The organism is Methylobacterium sp. 4-46 (genome assembly GCF_000019365.1).
Lineage (GTDB): Bacteria > Pseudomonadota > Alphaproteobacteria > Rhizobiales > Beijerinckiaceae > Methylobacterium.
This window is the reverse complement of record NC_010511.1, coordinates 2,525,605-2,538,113: the sequence shown is the minus strand read 5'-3', so window position 1 is coordinate 2,538,113 and position 12,509 is coordinate 2,525,605. Positions and strand designations below refer to the sequence as shown.

Below are 12,509 nucleotides of genomic sequence, written 5' to 3'. Positions count from 1 at the left end.
GATGTCGGAACAAGGCCCGGGCGGGCCCGCGCGCCGCGGCCGCCCGGGGCGAACCTTGCCGGCTCCCCAAGGCCCGGTCACCGCGCTATGTACCAAGGTCCCAGGGAAGACCGCGCGGTGCTGAAAGCCCTCATCTTCGACGTCGACGGCACGCTGGCCGAGACCGAACCCGTTCACCGGGAATCCTTCAACCGCGCCTTCGCCCGGTTCGGCCTGCCCTTCACCTGGGACGAGGCCCTCTACACCGACCTCCTCCAGGTCACGGGGGGGCGGGAGCGGCTGCTGCACTATCTCGCCACTTACCGCCCGGCCGGGGTCGAGCGCATCGGCGCCCTGGTGCCGGAGATCTACGACGCCAAGACGCGGGCCTACGTCGCCCTGGTCGCGGAGGGGCGGCTCGCGGCGCGGCCCGGCATCCGCCGGCTCGTCGCCGAGGCGAAGGAAGCGGGGCTGCGCCTCGCCATCGCGACGACGAGCCACGCCGACAACGTCCAGGCCCTGATCGCGTCCCTGTTCCGGGACGGGCCGTTCGACGCCGTGGCGGCGGGCGACGCGGTGGCGCAGAAGAAGCCCTCGCCGGCGATCTACGCCCTCGCCCTGGACCGGCTCGGGCTGGGACCGGAGGAGGCGGTGGCCTTCGAGGATTCGACGAACGGCGTGCGCGCCGCCCTGGCCGCGGGCCTGCCCGTGGTGGCGACCCCGAGCCGGTTCCTGCCGGCCGACGACCTCGGCGCGGCCGGGTCCGTGGTGTCGGATCTCGGCGAGCCGGGCCGCCCGCACCGCCTGCTCGCGGGCGAGCCCTGGCCGGACGGCGTGGTCTCCCTCGACGCCCTGCGCCGCTGGCACGCGCGGCGGGCGGCTGCTTGTCCTGCGGGCAGGATGGCGTAAGAGTTGGGGCAGCCTCGCCGCGGCGCGGGTTTTGGTGCGGGTTCCTGGCGATGTCGGGTGAGTGGTCGAACCGGGAGACGCCGGAGGGGGGACGCGCCGAGCCATCCTACCGGCTCCGGCAGCAGGGGCTCCTCGGGTCGCTCCCCCGGATGCTGCTCCAGAGCCGCGACCTCGGTGTCCTGCTCCGGCGCGCCTGCGAGGCGGCGGCGGAGGGGCTGGGCGCCCCCTTCGCCCACATCCTCGAATACCGCCCGCACGAGCACGACTTCCTGATCCGGGCCGCCGCCGGCTGGCCCGAGGAGACGACCGGGGCGACCTGCCCGGCGGCCGACGAGGCCGCGCCCGCCGCCTACGCCTTCCGCACCGGGGCCGGGATCCTGGCGAACGGCCTGTCCGAGGGCGGCCGCTTCCGGCTGCCCGCGCCCTTCGCCGGGGCGGCGATCCACCACGCGGTCAACGTGCCCATCCCCCTCGGCGAGGAGGGGCGGCGCGCCTACGGGGTGCTCGAAGTCTGCGGCCGGGACGGGCCGGGCTTCGACCGGACCGACCAGGATTTCCTCGCGGGCCTCGCCGGGCTGGTCGGGCTCGCGGTGGAGCGCCACCACGCCGACCTGCGCCTGCGCGACGCCCTCGACCACCAGGCGCTGCTCGCCCGCGAGATGAGCCACCGGGTCAAGAACAGTCTCGGGGTCGTGGCGGGCCTGCTGCGGCTGCAAGCGCGGGACACCCATTCGGACGAGGTGCGCTTCGCCCTGGAGGATGCGGGGGCGCGCATCGCCACCGTGGCGCAGGTGCACGACCATCTCTGGCGCGGCCTGCACGTGGGCACGGTCGAGGTGGCGGGCTTCGTGCGCGAACTCGTCGGCAAGCTGCAGGAGGCGGCGCCGCACCACCCCCTCCACTGCGAGGCCGACCCGCACGTCATCGCCGCCGATCAGGCGATCCCGATCGGGCTGATGGTGAACGAACTCGTCACCAACGCGGTGAAGTACGCCTATCCGGGCGGGACCGGCCCGGTGCGGGTCACCGTGCGGGTGAGCGAGGACATGATGCGGGTCGACGTCGCGGACCAGGGCGTCGGCCTGCCCCCGGGCTTCGACGTGCATGCGCGCCAGCGCAGCCTCGGCCTCAAGATCATCAACAACCTCACCCGCCAGCTCGACGGGCGGCTCTCGGCCGAGCCGAATCACCCGGGTGCCCGCTTCGTGCTGGAGATGCCGCTCGGCTGAGCGGGATTCGGCCGGGAGCGCCGGCCGGCACCCTGGCGGGGCGATGCCGATCTCGCCGACCCGGCCCTACCACTCGTCCTCTCGCCCGGTGCGCCAGCGCGTGCGCAGCGCGTGCCCGTAGCGGTCGTTCAGCGCGGCCAGGTGGCCGGCGCTCTCCAGGGCGCGGGCGCGGTAGCGGCGCGCCAGTTGCCGGAAATCCGGCCCGCCCGCCTCGCCCCCCGCCGTCGCGCACAGATGCGCCAGATGCGCGTACTCGTTCGCGATCCTGTCCTCGATCACGACGCTGCGCCCGATCGCGTCGATCAGCGAGCGTACAATTTCGGCGCTCGGATCATCCCCCATGCAAAACTCCGCGCCGCCACCCAACGACCAATGAATATTTACGTATGCATTGCCATTATATTAAAACGTAATCTATGACATTATCGAATGTTACGGCGGGGAGCGGCTGGCCGGCACGGCATGGCACGGCAAGCGGCCCACCGGGCGGGCGGAGCGTCCCTGCCCGTCCGAGAGGCAGGCTGCCCGCCAATATGTCTATACAAAAGCGGGCGGCGCCGCTACGAAAGTCTGACCACCGGGACAGTGGAGACACCGGATGAGAAGGGCAGCGATCGGGTTCTGTCTCGCCGCGGCGATCGCCGCGCCGGCCTACGCGCAGGAGACCAAGGTCACCATCGGCATCAGCGGCTGGACGGGCTTCGCCCCGCTCACCCTGGCCAAGGAGGCCGGCCTGTTCCGGAAGAACGGCCTCGACGTCACCATCAAGAAGATCCCGCAGGGCAGCCGCCACCTCGCCATCCGCTCGGGCGACGTGCAATGCGCCGCCACCACGGTCGAGACCTGGGTGGCCTGGAACGCGAACGGCGTGCCGACCAAGCAGATCTTCCAGCTCGACAAGTCCTACGGCGCCGACGGCATGGCGGTGCGCGGCGAGATCGGCTCGATCAAGGACCTGAAGGGCAAGACCGTGGCGGCCTCGGTGCCGGGCACCTCGCCCTACTTCGCCCTCGCCTGGATGCTGAAGGCGAACGGCCTGTCCCTCAAGGACGTGAAGGTGGTCAACCTGGAGCCCGGCCCGGCCGCCCAGGCCTTCATCGCCGGCCAGAACGACGCGGCGATGACCTACGAGCCCTATCTCTCCTCGGTGCGGGCGGCGCCCCAGGCGGGCAAGATCATCGCCACCACCCTCGACTACCCGATCGTCATGGACACGTTCGGCTGCACGCCGGACTTCCTCGCCCAGAACCCCAAAGCCGCCAAGGCGCTCGCCGAGAGCTACTTCGAGGCCCTCGACCTGATCGCCAAGGATCCGGCCAAGGCCTACGAGATCATGGGCGCCGACGTGAAGCAGACCGGCGAGGCCTTCGCCGCCTCGGCGAAGTTCCTGCGCTGGCAGGATCGGGAGGCGAACCGGGCCGCCTTCGCCGGCCCGCTCCAGGCGTTCTCCGCCGAGGCGGCCGACCTGCTCCTGGAGGTCGGGATCATCAAGCAGAAACCGGAGATCGACGGCCTGTTCGACGCAAGCTTCGTGAAGTGAGCGCGATGCGTCCGCTGGAGCCGGTCGGTCCGGCCGCGCGCGCGGCGCTCGGGCTCGGCTTCTTCGTGGTCTTCGTGGGCGCCTGGAGCCTCGCGACGCTCGGCGGCTTCGTGCCGGCGACGTTCCTGGCCGACCCGATCGCGATGGTGCGGGACGGCTGGCTGCTGCTGACGCGGTTCGGCTTCCTGTCGGATATCGGCATGACGGTCTGGCGGGTGCTCGGCGGCTTCCTCCTCGCCTCCGCGGTGGCGGTGCCCCTCGGCATCCTGATGGGGGCCTACAAGCCGGTCGAGGCCTTCCTCGAACCCTTCGTCTCCTTCGCCCGCTACCTGCCGGCCTCAGCCTTCGTGCCGCTGCTGATCCTGTGGGCCGGGATCGGCGAGATGCAGAAGCTGCTCGTCATCTTCATCGGCTCGGTGTTCCAGATCGTCCTGATGGTGGCGGTGGCGGTCGGCGCGGTGCGCCGCGACCTGGTCGAGGCGGCCTACACGCTGGGCGCGGGCGATTCCGGCATCATCCGGCGGGTGCTGATCCCCGCGACCGCGCCGGACATCGCCGAAACCCTGCGGCTCGTGCTCGGCTGGGCCTGGACCTACGTGATCGTCGCCGAGCTGATCGGCTCCTCCTCGGGCATCGGCCACATGATCATCGAGAGCCAGGCGCTGCTCGCCACCGGCCAGATCATCTTCGGCATCATCGTCATCGGCCTGATCGGTCTCGCCTCGGACTTCCTGTTCAAGGCGCTGAACCGGCAGCTCTTCCGCTGGAAGCTCGCGTGAGCGCCCCCGCCGCCGTCGCGATCGAGGGCGTGGCGCGGGTCTTCCCGGGCGTCGCCGGGCGTGCGCCCCTGCGCGCCCTCGACCCGACCGACCTCGCCGTGGCGCCCAACGACTTCATCACCCTCCTGGGCCCCTCGGGCTGCGGGAAGTCGACGCTCCTGCGGATCGTGGCCGGGCTCGACCGGCCGACGCGCGGGCGCGTCCTCGTCGGCGGGCGGGAGGTGCGCCGCCCGGGGCCGGACCGCGGCATGGTGTTCCAGTCCTACACGCTGTTTCCCTGGCTGACCGTCGCGGAGAATATCGGCTTCGGCCTGCGCGAGCGGGGCCTGCCCGCCCCCGAGCGGCGCGAGATCGTGGCCTCCTTCCTCGACAAGGTCGGGCTGCGCGGCTTCGAGGCGCATTACCCCAAGCAGCTCTCCGGCGGCATGCAGCAGCGCACCGCCATCGCCCGGGCGCTCGCCAACGATCCGGCGATCCTGCTCCTCGACGAGCCCTTCGGCGCCCTCGACACCCAGACCCGCGGCCTGATGCAGGAATTGCTGCTCGACCTCTGGGAGCGGGAGCGCAAGACGGTGATCTTCGTCACCCACGACATCGAGGAGGCGGTGTTCATGGCCTCGCGGGTCGTGGTCATGACCGCCCGCCCGGGCCGCATCAAGGCCGACGTGCCGGTCGACCTTCCGCATCCGCGCCACTACACGGTGAAGACGAGCCCCGCCTTCTCGGACCTCAAGGCCCGGCTGACGGAGCTCGTCCGCGGCGAGGCGGTGCTCGCCGCGCTGGCGCAGTAGCGATCCGGGAGCCGCGGCCCGCGCCCCGGAACCGGGGAGGTGGGCATGGACGGCATCGTGGTGGTGGGCGCCGGTCAGGGGGGGTTCCAGCTCGGGGCCTCCCTGCGCGAGGGCGGCTATCGCGGCCCGGTGACCCTGATCGGCGACGAGCCGGGGCTGCCCTACGGCCGCCCGCCCCTCTCCAAGGCCTACCTGGCTGGCAAGACCGATGCGGAGGGCCTGCAGCTGCGTCCCCCCGCCTACTACGCCGAGCACGGGATCCGGGTCCGCGCGGGCGAGCGCGTGAGCGCGATCGACCGCTCCGCGCGGCAGGTGCTGCTCGCCTCCGGGGAGGCGGTCGCCTACGAACAGCTCGTGCTCGCCACCGGCGCCCGCAACCGGCCGCTCCCGGTGCCCGGGGCGGAGCTGCCCGGCCTGTTCCAGCTGCGCAGCCTCGCCGAGGCCGACGCGCTGAGGGCGGCGCTCCCCGGGATCGCCCGGGTCGCCGTGGTCGGGGCCGGGTTCATCGGGCTCGAATTCGCGGCAGTCTGCGCCGCGCGGGGCCTGTCCGTCACGGTGATCGAGGGGCTCGACCGGGCGCTGGCCCGGGCGCTGTCGCCCGAGATGGCCGGCGCGGTCGTGGCCGCGCACGAGGCCGCCGGGGTGCGGTTCCGCTTCGGCGCGACCGTCCGGGGCATCGCCGGCGAGACGCGCGCCCGCGGCGTCGTGCTCGGCGACGGGAGCACGGTCGAGGCCGACCTCGTCCTCGTCGGCATCGGCGTCCTGCCCAACCAGGACCTCGCCGAGGCGGCCGGGCTCGCGACCGGCAACGGCATCCACGTCGACGCGATGCTGGCCACCGAGGACCCCGCCGTCTCGGCCATCGGCGATTGCGCGGCCCACCCCTCCCCCCACGCGGACGGCGCGCGGGTGCGCATCGAGTCGGTGCAGAACGCGGTCGACGGGGCGCGCTGCGTCGCCGCGCGCCTCACCGGCCGGCCCGCCGCCTACGCGGCGGTGCCGTGGTTCTGGAGCGACCAGGGCGCGCTGAAGCTGCAGATGGCGGGGCTGAGCCGCCCGGACGACGCGGTCGTGCGGCGCGGCGCGGCCGGGGCGGGCTTCTCGGTCTTCCGCTACCGCGGCGAGCGGCTCACCTGCGTCGAGTCGCTCAACCGCCCGGCCGACCACATGATCGCCCGCCGGCTGATCCAGGCCGGGGTGAGCCCGAGCCCCGACCAGGCGGCCGACCCGGCCTTCGACCTCAAGGCCCTGGCGCTCGCCGCCTGAGCATCAGGCGCCGAAGCGGTCGCCGGTCCGGCGGCAAAGATGATGCGGGAACGCGGATCTCAGCGGGACGCGCGGCGGACCGTTGCGCGGGGGCTCAGGCGCTGCCGTCGTCGTTCTCGGTGGTGAGCTCGCGCGGGTGGATGCCGTCCTGGACCGCGCCGGCGCCGCGCAGCCGCGCGCAGGGCTCGCCATGCGCGCTGAAGGCGACGCCCGCCGCCACCAGCGCGCGGCGCAGCGCGTCGCGCTGGTGGCGGGAGGGCGGGTAACCACCCGACTCGAAGCTGCGGATCACCCCGGCATCGACGTTGGCGCGCAGCGCCAGATCCGTCTCGGACCACCCGAGCAGGTCCCGCGCCTGCCGCACCTGACCGCCCGTCACGTCAATCCCACCGCTCACAGCCATCCCTCTCGCTCGTTGCGACTGCGCCGATTCATAGCAGGCCGCCGCCCCCGCGCCAGCCGGCCGTTCGTTGCGGCATGGTCAAGCTTGTCGTTCCGGCTATTCATCCCAAGTTCCACCCTACAGCCAAGCTTGCTGCAAAATTGCAACAGTCTTCGAAGAGTCTCGATTGGTGGCCGCGCGCGCGAATGCGCAGGGCTCCGGTGGGTTGCATGGCCATGCCGGCCTGACTAGAGTCCCGCCCCAACAGCAAGGCTCGATGGGGCAATGATGATGACGATGCGGATGGCGGCTGCGGCCGGTGCCGTCGCGCTCGTGGCGTTCGCCGCTCAGGTGGCGAGCGCCACCTCGGCGTCGGCGCAGGCGATCCTGGGTTACGGCCAGAAGAACCGCGACAAGTCGGAGCAGAAGCAGTACATCCCGCCCGCCAAGGCGCAGGAGAAGATCTTCCCGCTCGACTCCACCTGGACGGCGGTCAGCCTGAACGGCAAGCCCTTCCCGAGCAGCGAGCGGCCGAGCTTCATCATCGACAAGCAGTACCGCGCCCGCGGCTTCGGCGGCTGCAACACCTTCGCGGCGACGGCCTTCCCGCTGAAGGAGCAGCACCTCGCGGTCGGCCCGCTCGCGATCACCAAGAAAGCCTGCGACAAGGGCCTCGCCGCCACGGAGATGCAGTTCTTCACGGCGTTACGCACCTCGGCGCAGTGGGACCTGGTCGGGTCGCAGCTGGTGATCAAGTCGCAGGCGGGCGAACTGCGCTTCGACCGGGCGCTGTGACGGTCCGCGCCGCGGCGTGAGGAAAGCGGGCGGACCCGTCGCGGTCCGCCTTTCTCGTCGCGAAGGTCGCGAGACCGGGCCGCCCGCCGCCGCCGCGGCGCGCTCCGCCGCGATTCGAGGTCGATACGACGATTGTCCGAGACCCGCGCCTGCTCTAAGGCAGCGTTCGCCCCGCCGAGAAGACCGGCACCGCGCCGCGTTGTGCGGCAGTTTGCGGCGCGGGCGGGCAGTGCGGAGGGAGGAGCGGATGCGCTCGCTGATGAAGGGGATGACGGCGGCAGCGATGCTGCTCGGTGCGGTCGCGGGCGCGGGCGCGCAGGACAAGTCGCCGGTGAAGCTCGGGGCCATCGAGATCCTGACCGGGCCGAACAGCCGCTACGGCGTCGCGATCCAGCGCGGCTTCGACCTCGCGCTCGCGGAGATCAACCGGAACGGCGGCGTGCTCGGCGGGCGGCCGCTCGCCCTCGCCTACGAGGACTCGGCCGGCGCCAAGGAGCAGGCGCTCAACGCCGCCCGCAAGCTGATCGGCCGCGACAAGGTCCCGCTGATCCTCGGACCGACCCTGTCGAACGAGATGTTCGCCGCCGGGCCGGTCGCCAACGAGCGCAAGGTGCCGATCGTCGGCACCTCCACCACGGCCAACGGCATCACGGCGATCGGCCCCTACGTGTTCCGCACCTCGCTGCCCGAGGCCGACGTCATCCCGGTGACGCTGCGGACCGCCAAGGAGAAGTTCGGCGTCAAGCGCGTCGCCGTGATGTACGGCAACGACGACGCCTTCACCAAGTCGGCCTACGACGTGATGAAGGCCGGGCTCGAGAAGCTCGGCATCGAGACCCTGACCACCGAGACCTTCGGGTCGAAGGACACCGACTTCTCGGCCCAGCTCACCAAGATCAAGGGCCTGAACCCGGACGCGATCGTGCTGTCGGCGCTGGTGGAGGCGGCGTCCGGCATCGCGCTCCAGGCCCGGCAGCTCGGCATCGACCCGAAGGTGTTCATCATCGGCGGCAACGGCCTCAACTCGCCCAAGCTCGGCGAGATCGCCGGCGCGGCGGCGGACGGCACCATCGTCGGCAGCCCCTGGTTCGTCGGCAAGAAGGATCCGGCGAACCAGGCCTTCGTGGCCGCCTTCCGCGAGAAGTACAGCGGCGACAGCCCCGACCAGTTCGCGGCCCAGGCCTACGACACCCTGTTCATCGTCGCCAAGGCGATCGACGCGGCCGGGGCGCCGGATTCCGAGAAGATCAAGGACGCGCTCATCAAGGTGAAGCACAGCGGCGTGATGGGGCCGTTCTCCTTCTCGGAGAGCCGGGACCCGGCCGACACGTCGGGCGTCGTGGTCCTCACCATGAAGGGCGGCAAGTTCCAGCTGCTGGAGTGAGCCCGGCCGCGAGCCGGTGAGGCGGGGAGCGGCGCGCTCCCCCGCGCGGGACCCCCGCGCGGGAGGTGGGGCGCGCGGCGCCGCCCGGCCGGCGCGCGGCTCCCCGCGCCCATCCACACGCTCCGCCGCACCCCGATCGCGGGCTCCATTCGAAGGCTCCATGCCGAACGCGTCCCATGCTTGAGCAGCAGCTCGTCAACGGCGTCGTCCTCGGCGCGACCTACGCGCTCTTCGCCGTCGGCTTCACCCTGATGTTCGGCGTGATGGGGGTCATCAACCTCACCTACGGCGTCTACTTCGCCCTCGGGGCCTTCGCGGCCCTGTGGACCACGCAGGGGCTCGGGCTCGGCATCGCCGCTGCCCTGCCGGTCGGCGCCCTGGTGGCGGGCCTCGTCGCGGTGGCGATCGACAGCCTGCTCCTCACGCGCCTGCGCCGGGCCAAGGCCCCCGAACTGGCCTCGCTGATGGTCACGCTCGGGGCGACGCTCTTCCTCTATGCCGGCATGGCCGCCTGGCTCGGCACCGAGATCCGCCGCTTCCCCGCCGCGATCTTCGACGGCGGCGCCTACAGCCTCGGCAGCGTGCGGGTCGGCACGACCCAGCTCCTGATCATCGGCGCGGCCTTCCTGTTCGTCGCCGCCCTGCTGGCGCTGGTGCGCGGCTCGCGCCTCGGCCTCGCCATCCGGGCCGTCGCCGAGAACCCGGAGGCGGCGGCGCTGATGGGCATCAACGGCGGCCTGATGGTGCGGGTGGTCTCGTTCCTGTCGGGGGCGATCGGCGGCGCGGCGGGCGTCCTCGTCGGCCTCAACTTCAACGCCATCCAGCCCTTCATGGGCGAGCACATGATGCTGCGGGGCTTCGCGGTGATCATCGTGGGCGGGCTCGGGGACCTGCGCGGCGCCCTGGTGGCCGGCCTCCTCCTCGGCTTCGCCGAGGTGCTCACCGCCGCCTACATCTCCTCGACCTTCAAGGACCTCACCGCCTTCGCGCTCCTCGTGGCCACGCTGTGGTTCCGGCCGATGGGCCTGTTCGGCCGCGCGGCCGCCAAGCGCGCCTGAGGGAGGCCGCCATGTGGGAGACCCTCGACGATCTCTACTGGACCTACCAGAGCCTGATCCACGGGATCGGGGTGAACGGCATCCTGGCGCTGTCGATCTACGTGGTGCTGGCGGTGGGCCAGCTCTCGCTCGGCCAGGCGGCCTTCATGGGGGTCGGCGCCTACACGGGCGCGCTCCTCACCGTGAAGGCCGGCGTGCCGTTCCCGGTCGCGATGGCGGGCGCCGCCGCGGTGCCGGCGCTGATCGCCCTCGTGGTCGGCGGCCCGACCCTGCGGCTCACCGGCGTCTACCTCGCCATCGCGACGATCGGACTGGGCGAGATCACCCGGATCGTCTTCCTCAACTGGGACTACGCGGGCGGGGCGCTCGGCCTCTCGGGCATCCCCGAGAAGGGCGGGGTCGGGGCGATCTACGGCACGCTCGCGGCGGCGCTCCTCGCCCTCGTGCTGATCGCCCGCTCGCGGATCGGGCGCGCCATGGAGGCGATGCGGGAGGACGAGGCCGCGGCCGGCGTGATGGGCGTGAACCTGCCGCGCTACCGCATGACCGCCCTCGTGGTCTCCTCGGCCCTCGCCGGCCTCGCGGGCTGCCTGTCGGCCCACGTCTCCTCCTTCATCGGCCCCAACGAGTACGGGTTCGAGACCGCGGTGACGATCCTGAGCTACGCGCTCCTGGGCGGGATCGGCTCGCCGGTGGCGCCGGTGCTCGGCGCCGCGATCCTGACGCTCCTGCCCGAGGTGCTGCGCCCGCTCGCCGATTTCCGCCTGATGGTGAACGGCCTCATCATCGTGCTGGCGGTCCTGTTCATGCCGCGGGGCATCCTGCCCTGGCGCATCGCCCGGACGGGGGCCCGATGAGCAGCCCCCCCCTCCTCGCGGTCGAGGGCCTGACCCGCCGCTTCCAGGGCCTCGTCGCGGTGGATTCCGTCGACTTCACGGTCAGCCCGGGCACGGTGCACGGGCTGATCGGCCCGAACGGGGCCGGCAAGACCACCCTGTTCAACCTGCTCTCGGGCGTGCTCGCGCCGAGCGCCGGCCGCATCCAGCTCGACGGCCGGCCCCTCGACGGGCTGCCGCCCTACCGGCGTACGGCGCGCGGCCTCGCCCGCACCTTCCAGAACATCCGCATCTTCTCGGAGATGACGGTGCTGGAGAACGTGATGACCGGCATGCACGCGCGGCTCTCCTCCGGGCTCGGCATCCTGTGGCGCAGCCCCGGCTTCCGGGCCGAGGAGCGCGCCGCCAAGGCCCGCGCCCGCGACCTGCTCGCCTTCGTGGGCCTCGCCGAGGCGGCGGAGCGCCGGGCCGGCAGCCTGCCCTACGGCGACCAGCGCCGGCTCGAGATCGCCCGGGCGCTCGCCTGCGAGCCGCGCCTCGTCCTCCTCGACGAGCCGGCGGCGGGGATGAACCCGGCCGAGACCCACGCGCTCCTCGCCCTGTTGCGCCGCCTGCGCGACGAGCGCGGCCTCACCCTGCTCCTCGTGGAGCACGATATGCCCCTCGTCATGAGCCTGTGCGACCGCCTGACCGTCCTGAATTTCGGCCGCCGCATCGCGGACGGCACCCCGGCGGAGGTGCGCGCCCACCCGGCCGTGATCGAGGCCTATCTGGGCACCAAGGCCGCCGAGGGAGTCGCCCCGTGACGGCGCTGCTCAGCGTCACGGGCCTGACCCTCGGCTACGGCCGGGCGGACGTGATCCACGGCATCGACCTCGCCGTGCCGCGGGGCCGCATCGTCTCGCTGATCGGCTCGAACGGGGCCGGCAAGACCACGATCCTGCGCGGCCTCTCGGGTCTGATGACGCCCCGGGCCGGCGCGATCCGCTGGGGCGAGGACGGCAGCGACCTCGCGGGCGAGCCCGCCCACCGCATCGCCCGGCGCGGCATCGTGCAGGTGCCGGAGGGCCGGCAGGTCTTCGCCAACATGAGCGTGGCCGAGAACCTGCGCCTGGGCGGCTACCACGTCGGCGGCGCCGAGGCGGCGCGGCGGCAGGAGGCGGTGGTGGCCCGCTTCCCCCGCCTCGGGGAGCGGCTGTCGCAGCAGGCGGGCTACCTCTCGGGAGGCGAGCAGCAGATGCTCGCCATGGGCCGCGCCCTGATGGCCGAGCCGAAGCTGCTCCTCCTCGACGAGCCCTCGATGGGTCTGGCGCCGCTGATCGTGGAGGAGATCTTCGCCATCATCGCGGCCCTGCGGGCTGAGGGCCGCACCATCCTGCTCGTGGAGCAGAATGCCGGGGCGGCGCTCGCCATCGCGGACGAGGCCTACGTTCTGGAGACCGGGCGCATCCGCCTGCGCGGCCCCGCGGCGGCGATCGCCCGCGACCCGGCCGTGACCGCGGCCTATCTGGGCCTCTGATCCGCTGTCCGAACGATCACGTCCGGACGGCGCATGACACGC

14 protein-coding genes are annotated in these 12,509 nt (G+C 72.5%); 12 read left to right on the top strand and 2 right to left on the bottom strand.

Annotated features, from left to right (window positions below; genetic code table 11):
* Positions 1-117: 117 nt before the first annotated feature.
* Positions 118-888, top strand: a complete 771-nt coding sequence (locus M446_RS10845; RefSeq protein WP_012332149.1) for an HAD-IA family hydrolase — start codon at positions 118-120, stop codon at positions 886-888.
* A 50-nt stretch (positions 889-938) separates the two neighbouring features.
* Positions 939-2,117 (top strand): sensor histidine kinase, encoded by a 1,179-nt coding sequence (locus M446_RS10840; protein WP_012332148.1) that lies wholly within the window; start codon positions 939-941, stop codon positions 2,115-2,117.
* A 66-nt stretch (positions 2,118-2,183) separates the two neighbouring features.
* On the opposite strand, the gene M446_RS10835 is transcribed toward M446_RS10840, so the two are convergent.
* Complete coding sequence (locus tag M446_RS10835) at positions 2,184-2,459, bottom strand: hypothetical protein (RefSeq protein WP_012332147.1); 276 nt, start codon at positions 2,457-2,459, stop codon at positions 2,184-2,186.
* A gap of 256 nt (positions 2,460-2,715) precedes the next feature.
* Between M446_RS10835 and M446_RS10830 the strand changes: the two genes are divergently transcribed.
* Genes M446_RS10830 through M446_RS10815 form a run of 4 tightly spaced genes read left to right on the top strand, consistent with a single transcriptional unit; the run spans position 2,716 to position 6,493 of the window.
* Positions 2,716-3,657, top strand: a complete 942-nt coding sequence (locus M446_RS10830; RefSeq protein WP_012332146.1) for an ABC transporter substrate-binding protein — start codon at positions 2,716-2,718, stop codon at positions 3,655-3,657.
* Between the two features lie 5 nt (positions 3,658-3,662).
* The gene (locus M446_RS10825) at positions 3,663-4,436 is read left to right on the top strand and encodes an ABC transporter permease (RefSeq protein WP_012332145.1); all 774 of its coding nucleotides are present in this window, start codon (positions 3,663-3,665) and stop codon (positions 4,434-4,436) included.
* Entirely contained in the window at positions 4,433-5,227 is a 795-nt protein-coding gene (locus M446_RS10820; RefSeq protein WP_012332144.1) for an ABC transporter ATP-binding protein, read from the top strand. Before M446_RS10825 ends, M446_RS10820 begins: the two co-directional genes overlap by 4 nt.
* 45 nt (positions 5,228-5,272) lie before the next feature.
* The gene (locus tag M446_RS10815; protein WP_012332143.1) at positions 5,273-6,493 is read left to right on the top strand and encodes an NAD(P)/FAD-dependent oxidoreductase; all 1,221 of its coding nucleotides are present in this window, start codon (positions 5,273-5,275) and stop codon (positions 6,491-6,493) included.
* A gap of 94 nt (positions 6,494-6,587) precedes the next feature.
* On the opposite strand, the gene M446_RS10810 is transcribed toward M446_RS10815, so the two are convergent.
* A complete protein-coding gene (locus M446_RS10810) occupies positions 6,588-6,896 on the bottom strand; it encodes a helix-turn-helix domain-containing protein (RefSeq protein WP_063826000.1) in 309 nt (102 codons plus the stop codon).
* Between the two features lie 267 nt (positions 6,897-7,163).
* On the opposite strand from M446_RS10810, the gene M446_RS10805 reads away from it, so the two are divergent.
* From M446_RS10805 to M446_RS10780, 6 genes are all read left to right on the top strand, one after another.
* A complete protein-coding gene (locus tag M446_RS10805) occupies positions 7,164-7,670 on the top strand; it encodes an META domain-containing protein (RefSeq protein ID WP_150108824.1) in 507 nt (168 codons plus the stop codon).
* Between the two features lie 247 nt (positions 7,671-7,917).
* Positions 7,918-9,054: an ABC transporter substrate-binding protein gene (locus tag M446_RS10800; RefSeq protein WP_012332140.1), complete on the top strand. Its 1,137-nt coding sequence runs from the start codon at positions 7,918-7,920 to the stop codon at positions 9,052-9,054.
* A 176-nt stretch (positions 9,055-9,230) separates the two neighbouring features.
* Positions 9,231-10,112, top strand: a complete 882-nt coding sequence (locus tag M446_RS10795; RefSeq protein ID WP_012332139.1) for a branched-chain amino acid ABC transporter permease — start codon at positions 9,231-9,233, stop codon at positions 10,110-10,112.
* 11 nt (positions 10,113-10,123) lie between these two features.
* Positions 10,124-10,969, top strand: coding sequence for a branched-chain amino acid ABC transporter permease (locus tag M446_RS10790; RefSeq protein ID WP_012332138.1), 846 nt, complete (start codon positions 10,124-10,126; stop codon positions 10,967-10,969).
* A complete protein-coding gene (locus M446_RS10785; protein ID WP_012332137.1) occupies positions 10,966-11,754 on the top strand; it encodes an ABC transporter ATP-binding protein in 789 nt (262 codons plus the stop codon). Before M446_RS10790 ends, M446_RS10785 begins: the two co-directional genes overlap by 4 nt.
* Before the next feature lie 5 nt (positions 11,755-11,759).
* Positions 11,760-12,467, top strand: coding sequence for an ABC transporter ATP-binding protein (locus M446_RS10780; RefSeq protein ID WP_043702263.1), 708 nt, complete (start codon positions 11,760-11,762; stop codon positions 12,465-12,467).
* Positions 12,468-12,509: the final 42 nt, after the last annotated feature.

Excerpts from the sequence above, each read along its gene's own strand:
- M446_RS10800 (WP_012332140.1), top strand. The coding sequence starts at position 7,918 with ATGCGCTCGCTGATGAAGGGGATGACGGCGGCAGCGATGCTGCTCGGT.
- M446_RS10790 (WP_012332138.1), top strand. The coding sequence starts at position 10,124 with ATGTGGGAGACCCTCGACGATCTCTACTGGACCTACCAGAGCCTGATC.
- M446_RS10835 (WP_012332147.1), bottom strand. The coding sequence starts at position 2,459 with ATGGGGGATGATCCGAGCGCCGAAATTGTACGCTCGCTGATCGACGCG.
- M446_RS10840 (WP_012332148.1), top strand. The coding sequence starts at position 939 with ATGTCGGGTGAGTGGTCGAACCGGGAGACGCCGGAGGGGGGACGCGCC.
- M446_RS10795 (WP_012332139.1), top strand. The coding sequence starts at position 9,231 with ATGCTTGAGCAGCAGCTCGTCAACGGCGTCGTCCTCGGCGCGACCTAC.
- M446_RS10810 (WP_063826000.1), bottom strand. The coding sequence starts at position 6,896 with ATGGCTGTGAGCGGTGGGATTGACGTGACGGGCGGTCAGGTGCGGCAG.
- M446_RS10830 (WP_012332146.1), top strand. The coding sequence starts at position 2,716 with ATGAGAAGGGCAGCGATCGGGTTCTGTCTCGCCGCGGCGATCGCCGCG.
- M446_RS10825 (WP_012332145.1), top strand. The coding sequence starts at position 3,663 with ATGCGTCCGCTGGAGCCGGTCGGTCCGGCCGCGCGCGCGGCGCTCGGG.
- M446_RS10815 (WP_012332143.1), top strand. The coding sequence starts at position 5,273 with ATGGACGGCATCGTGGTGGTGGGCGCCGGTCAGGGGGGGTTCCAGCTC.
- M446_RS10785 (WP_012332137.1), top strand. The coding sequence starts at position 10,966 with ATGAGCAGCCCCCCCCTCCTCGCGGTCGAGGGCCTGACCCGCCGCTTC.
- M446_RS10805 (WP_150108824.1), top strand. The coding sequence starts at position 7,164 with ATGATGACGATGCGGATGGCGGCTGCGGCCGGTGCCGTCGCGCTCGTG.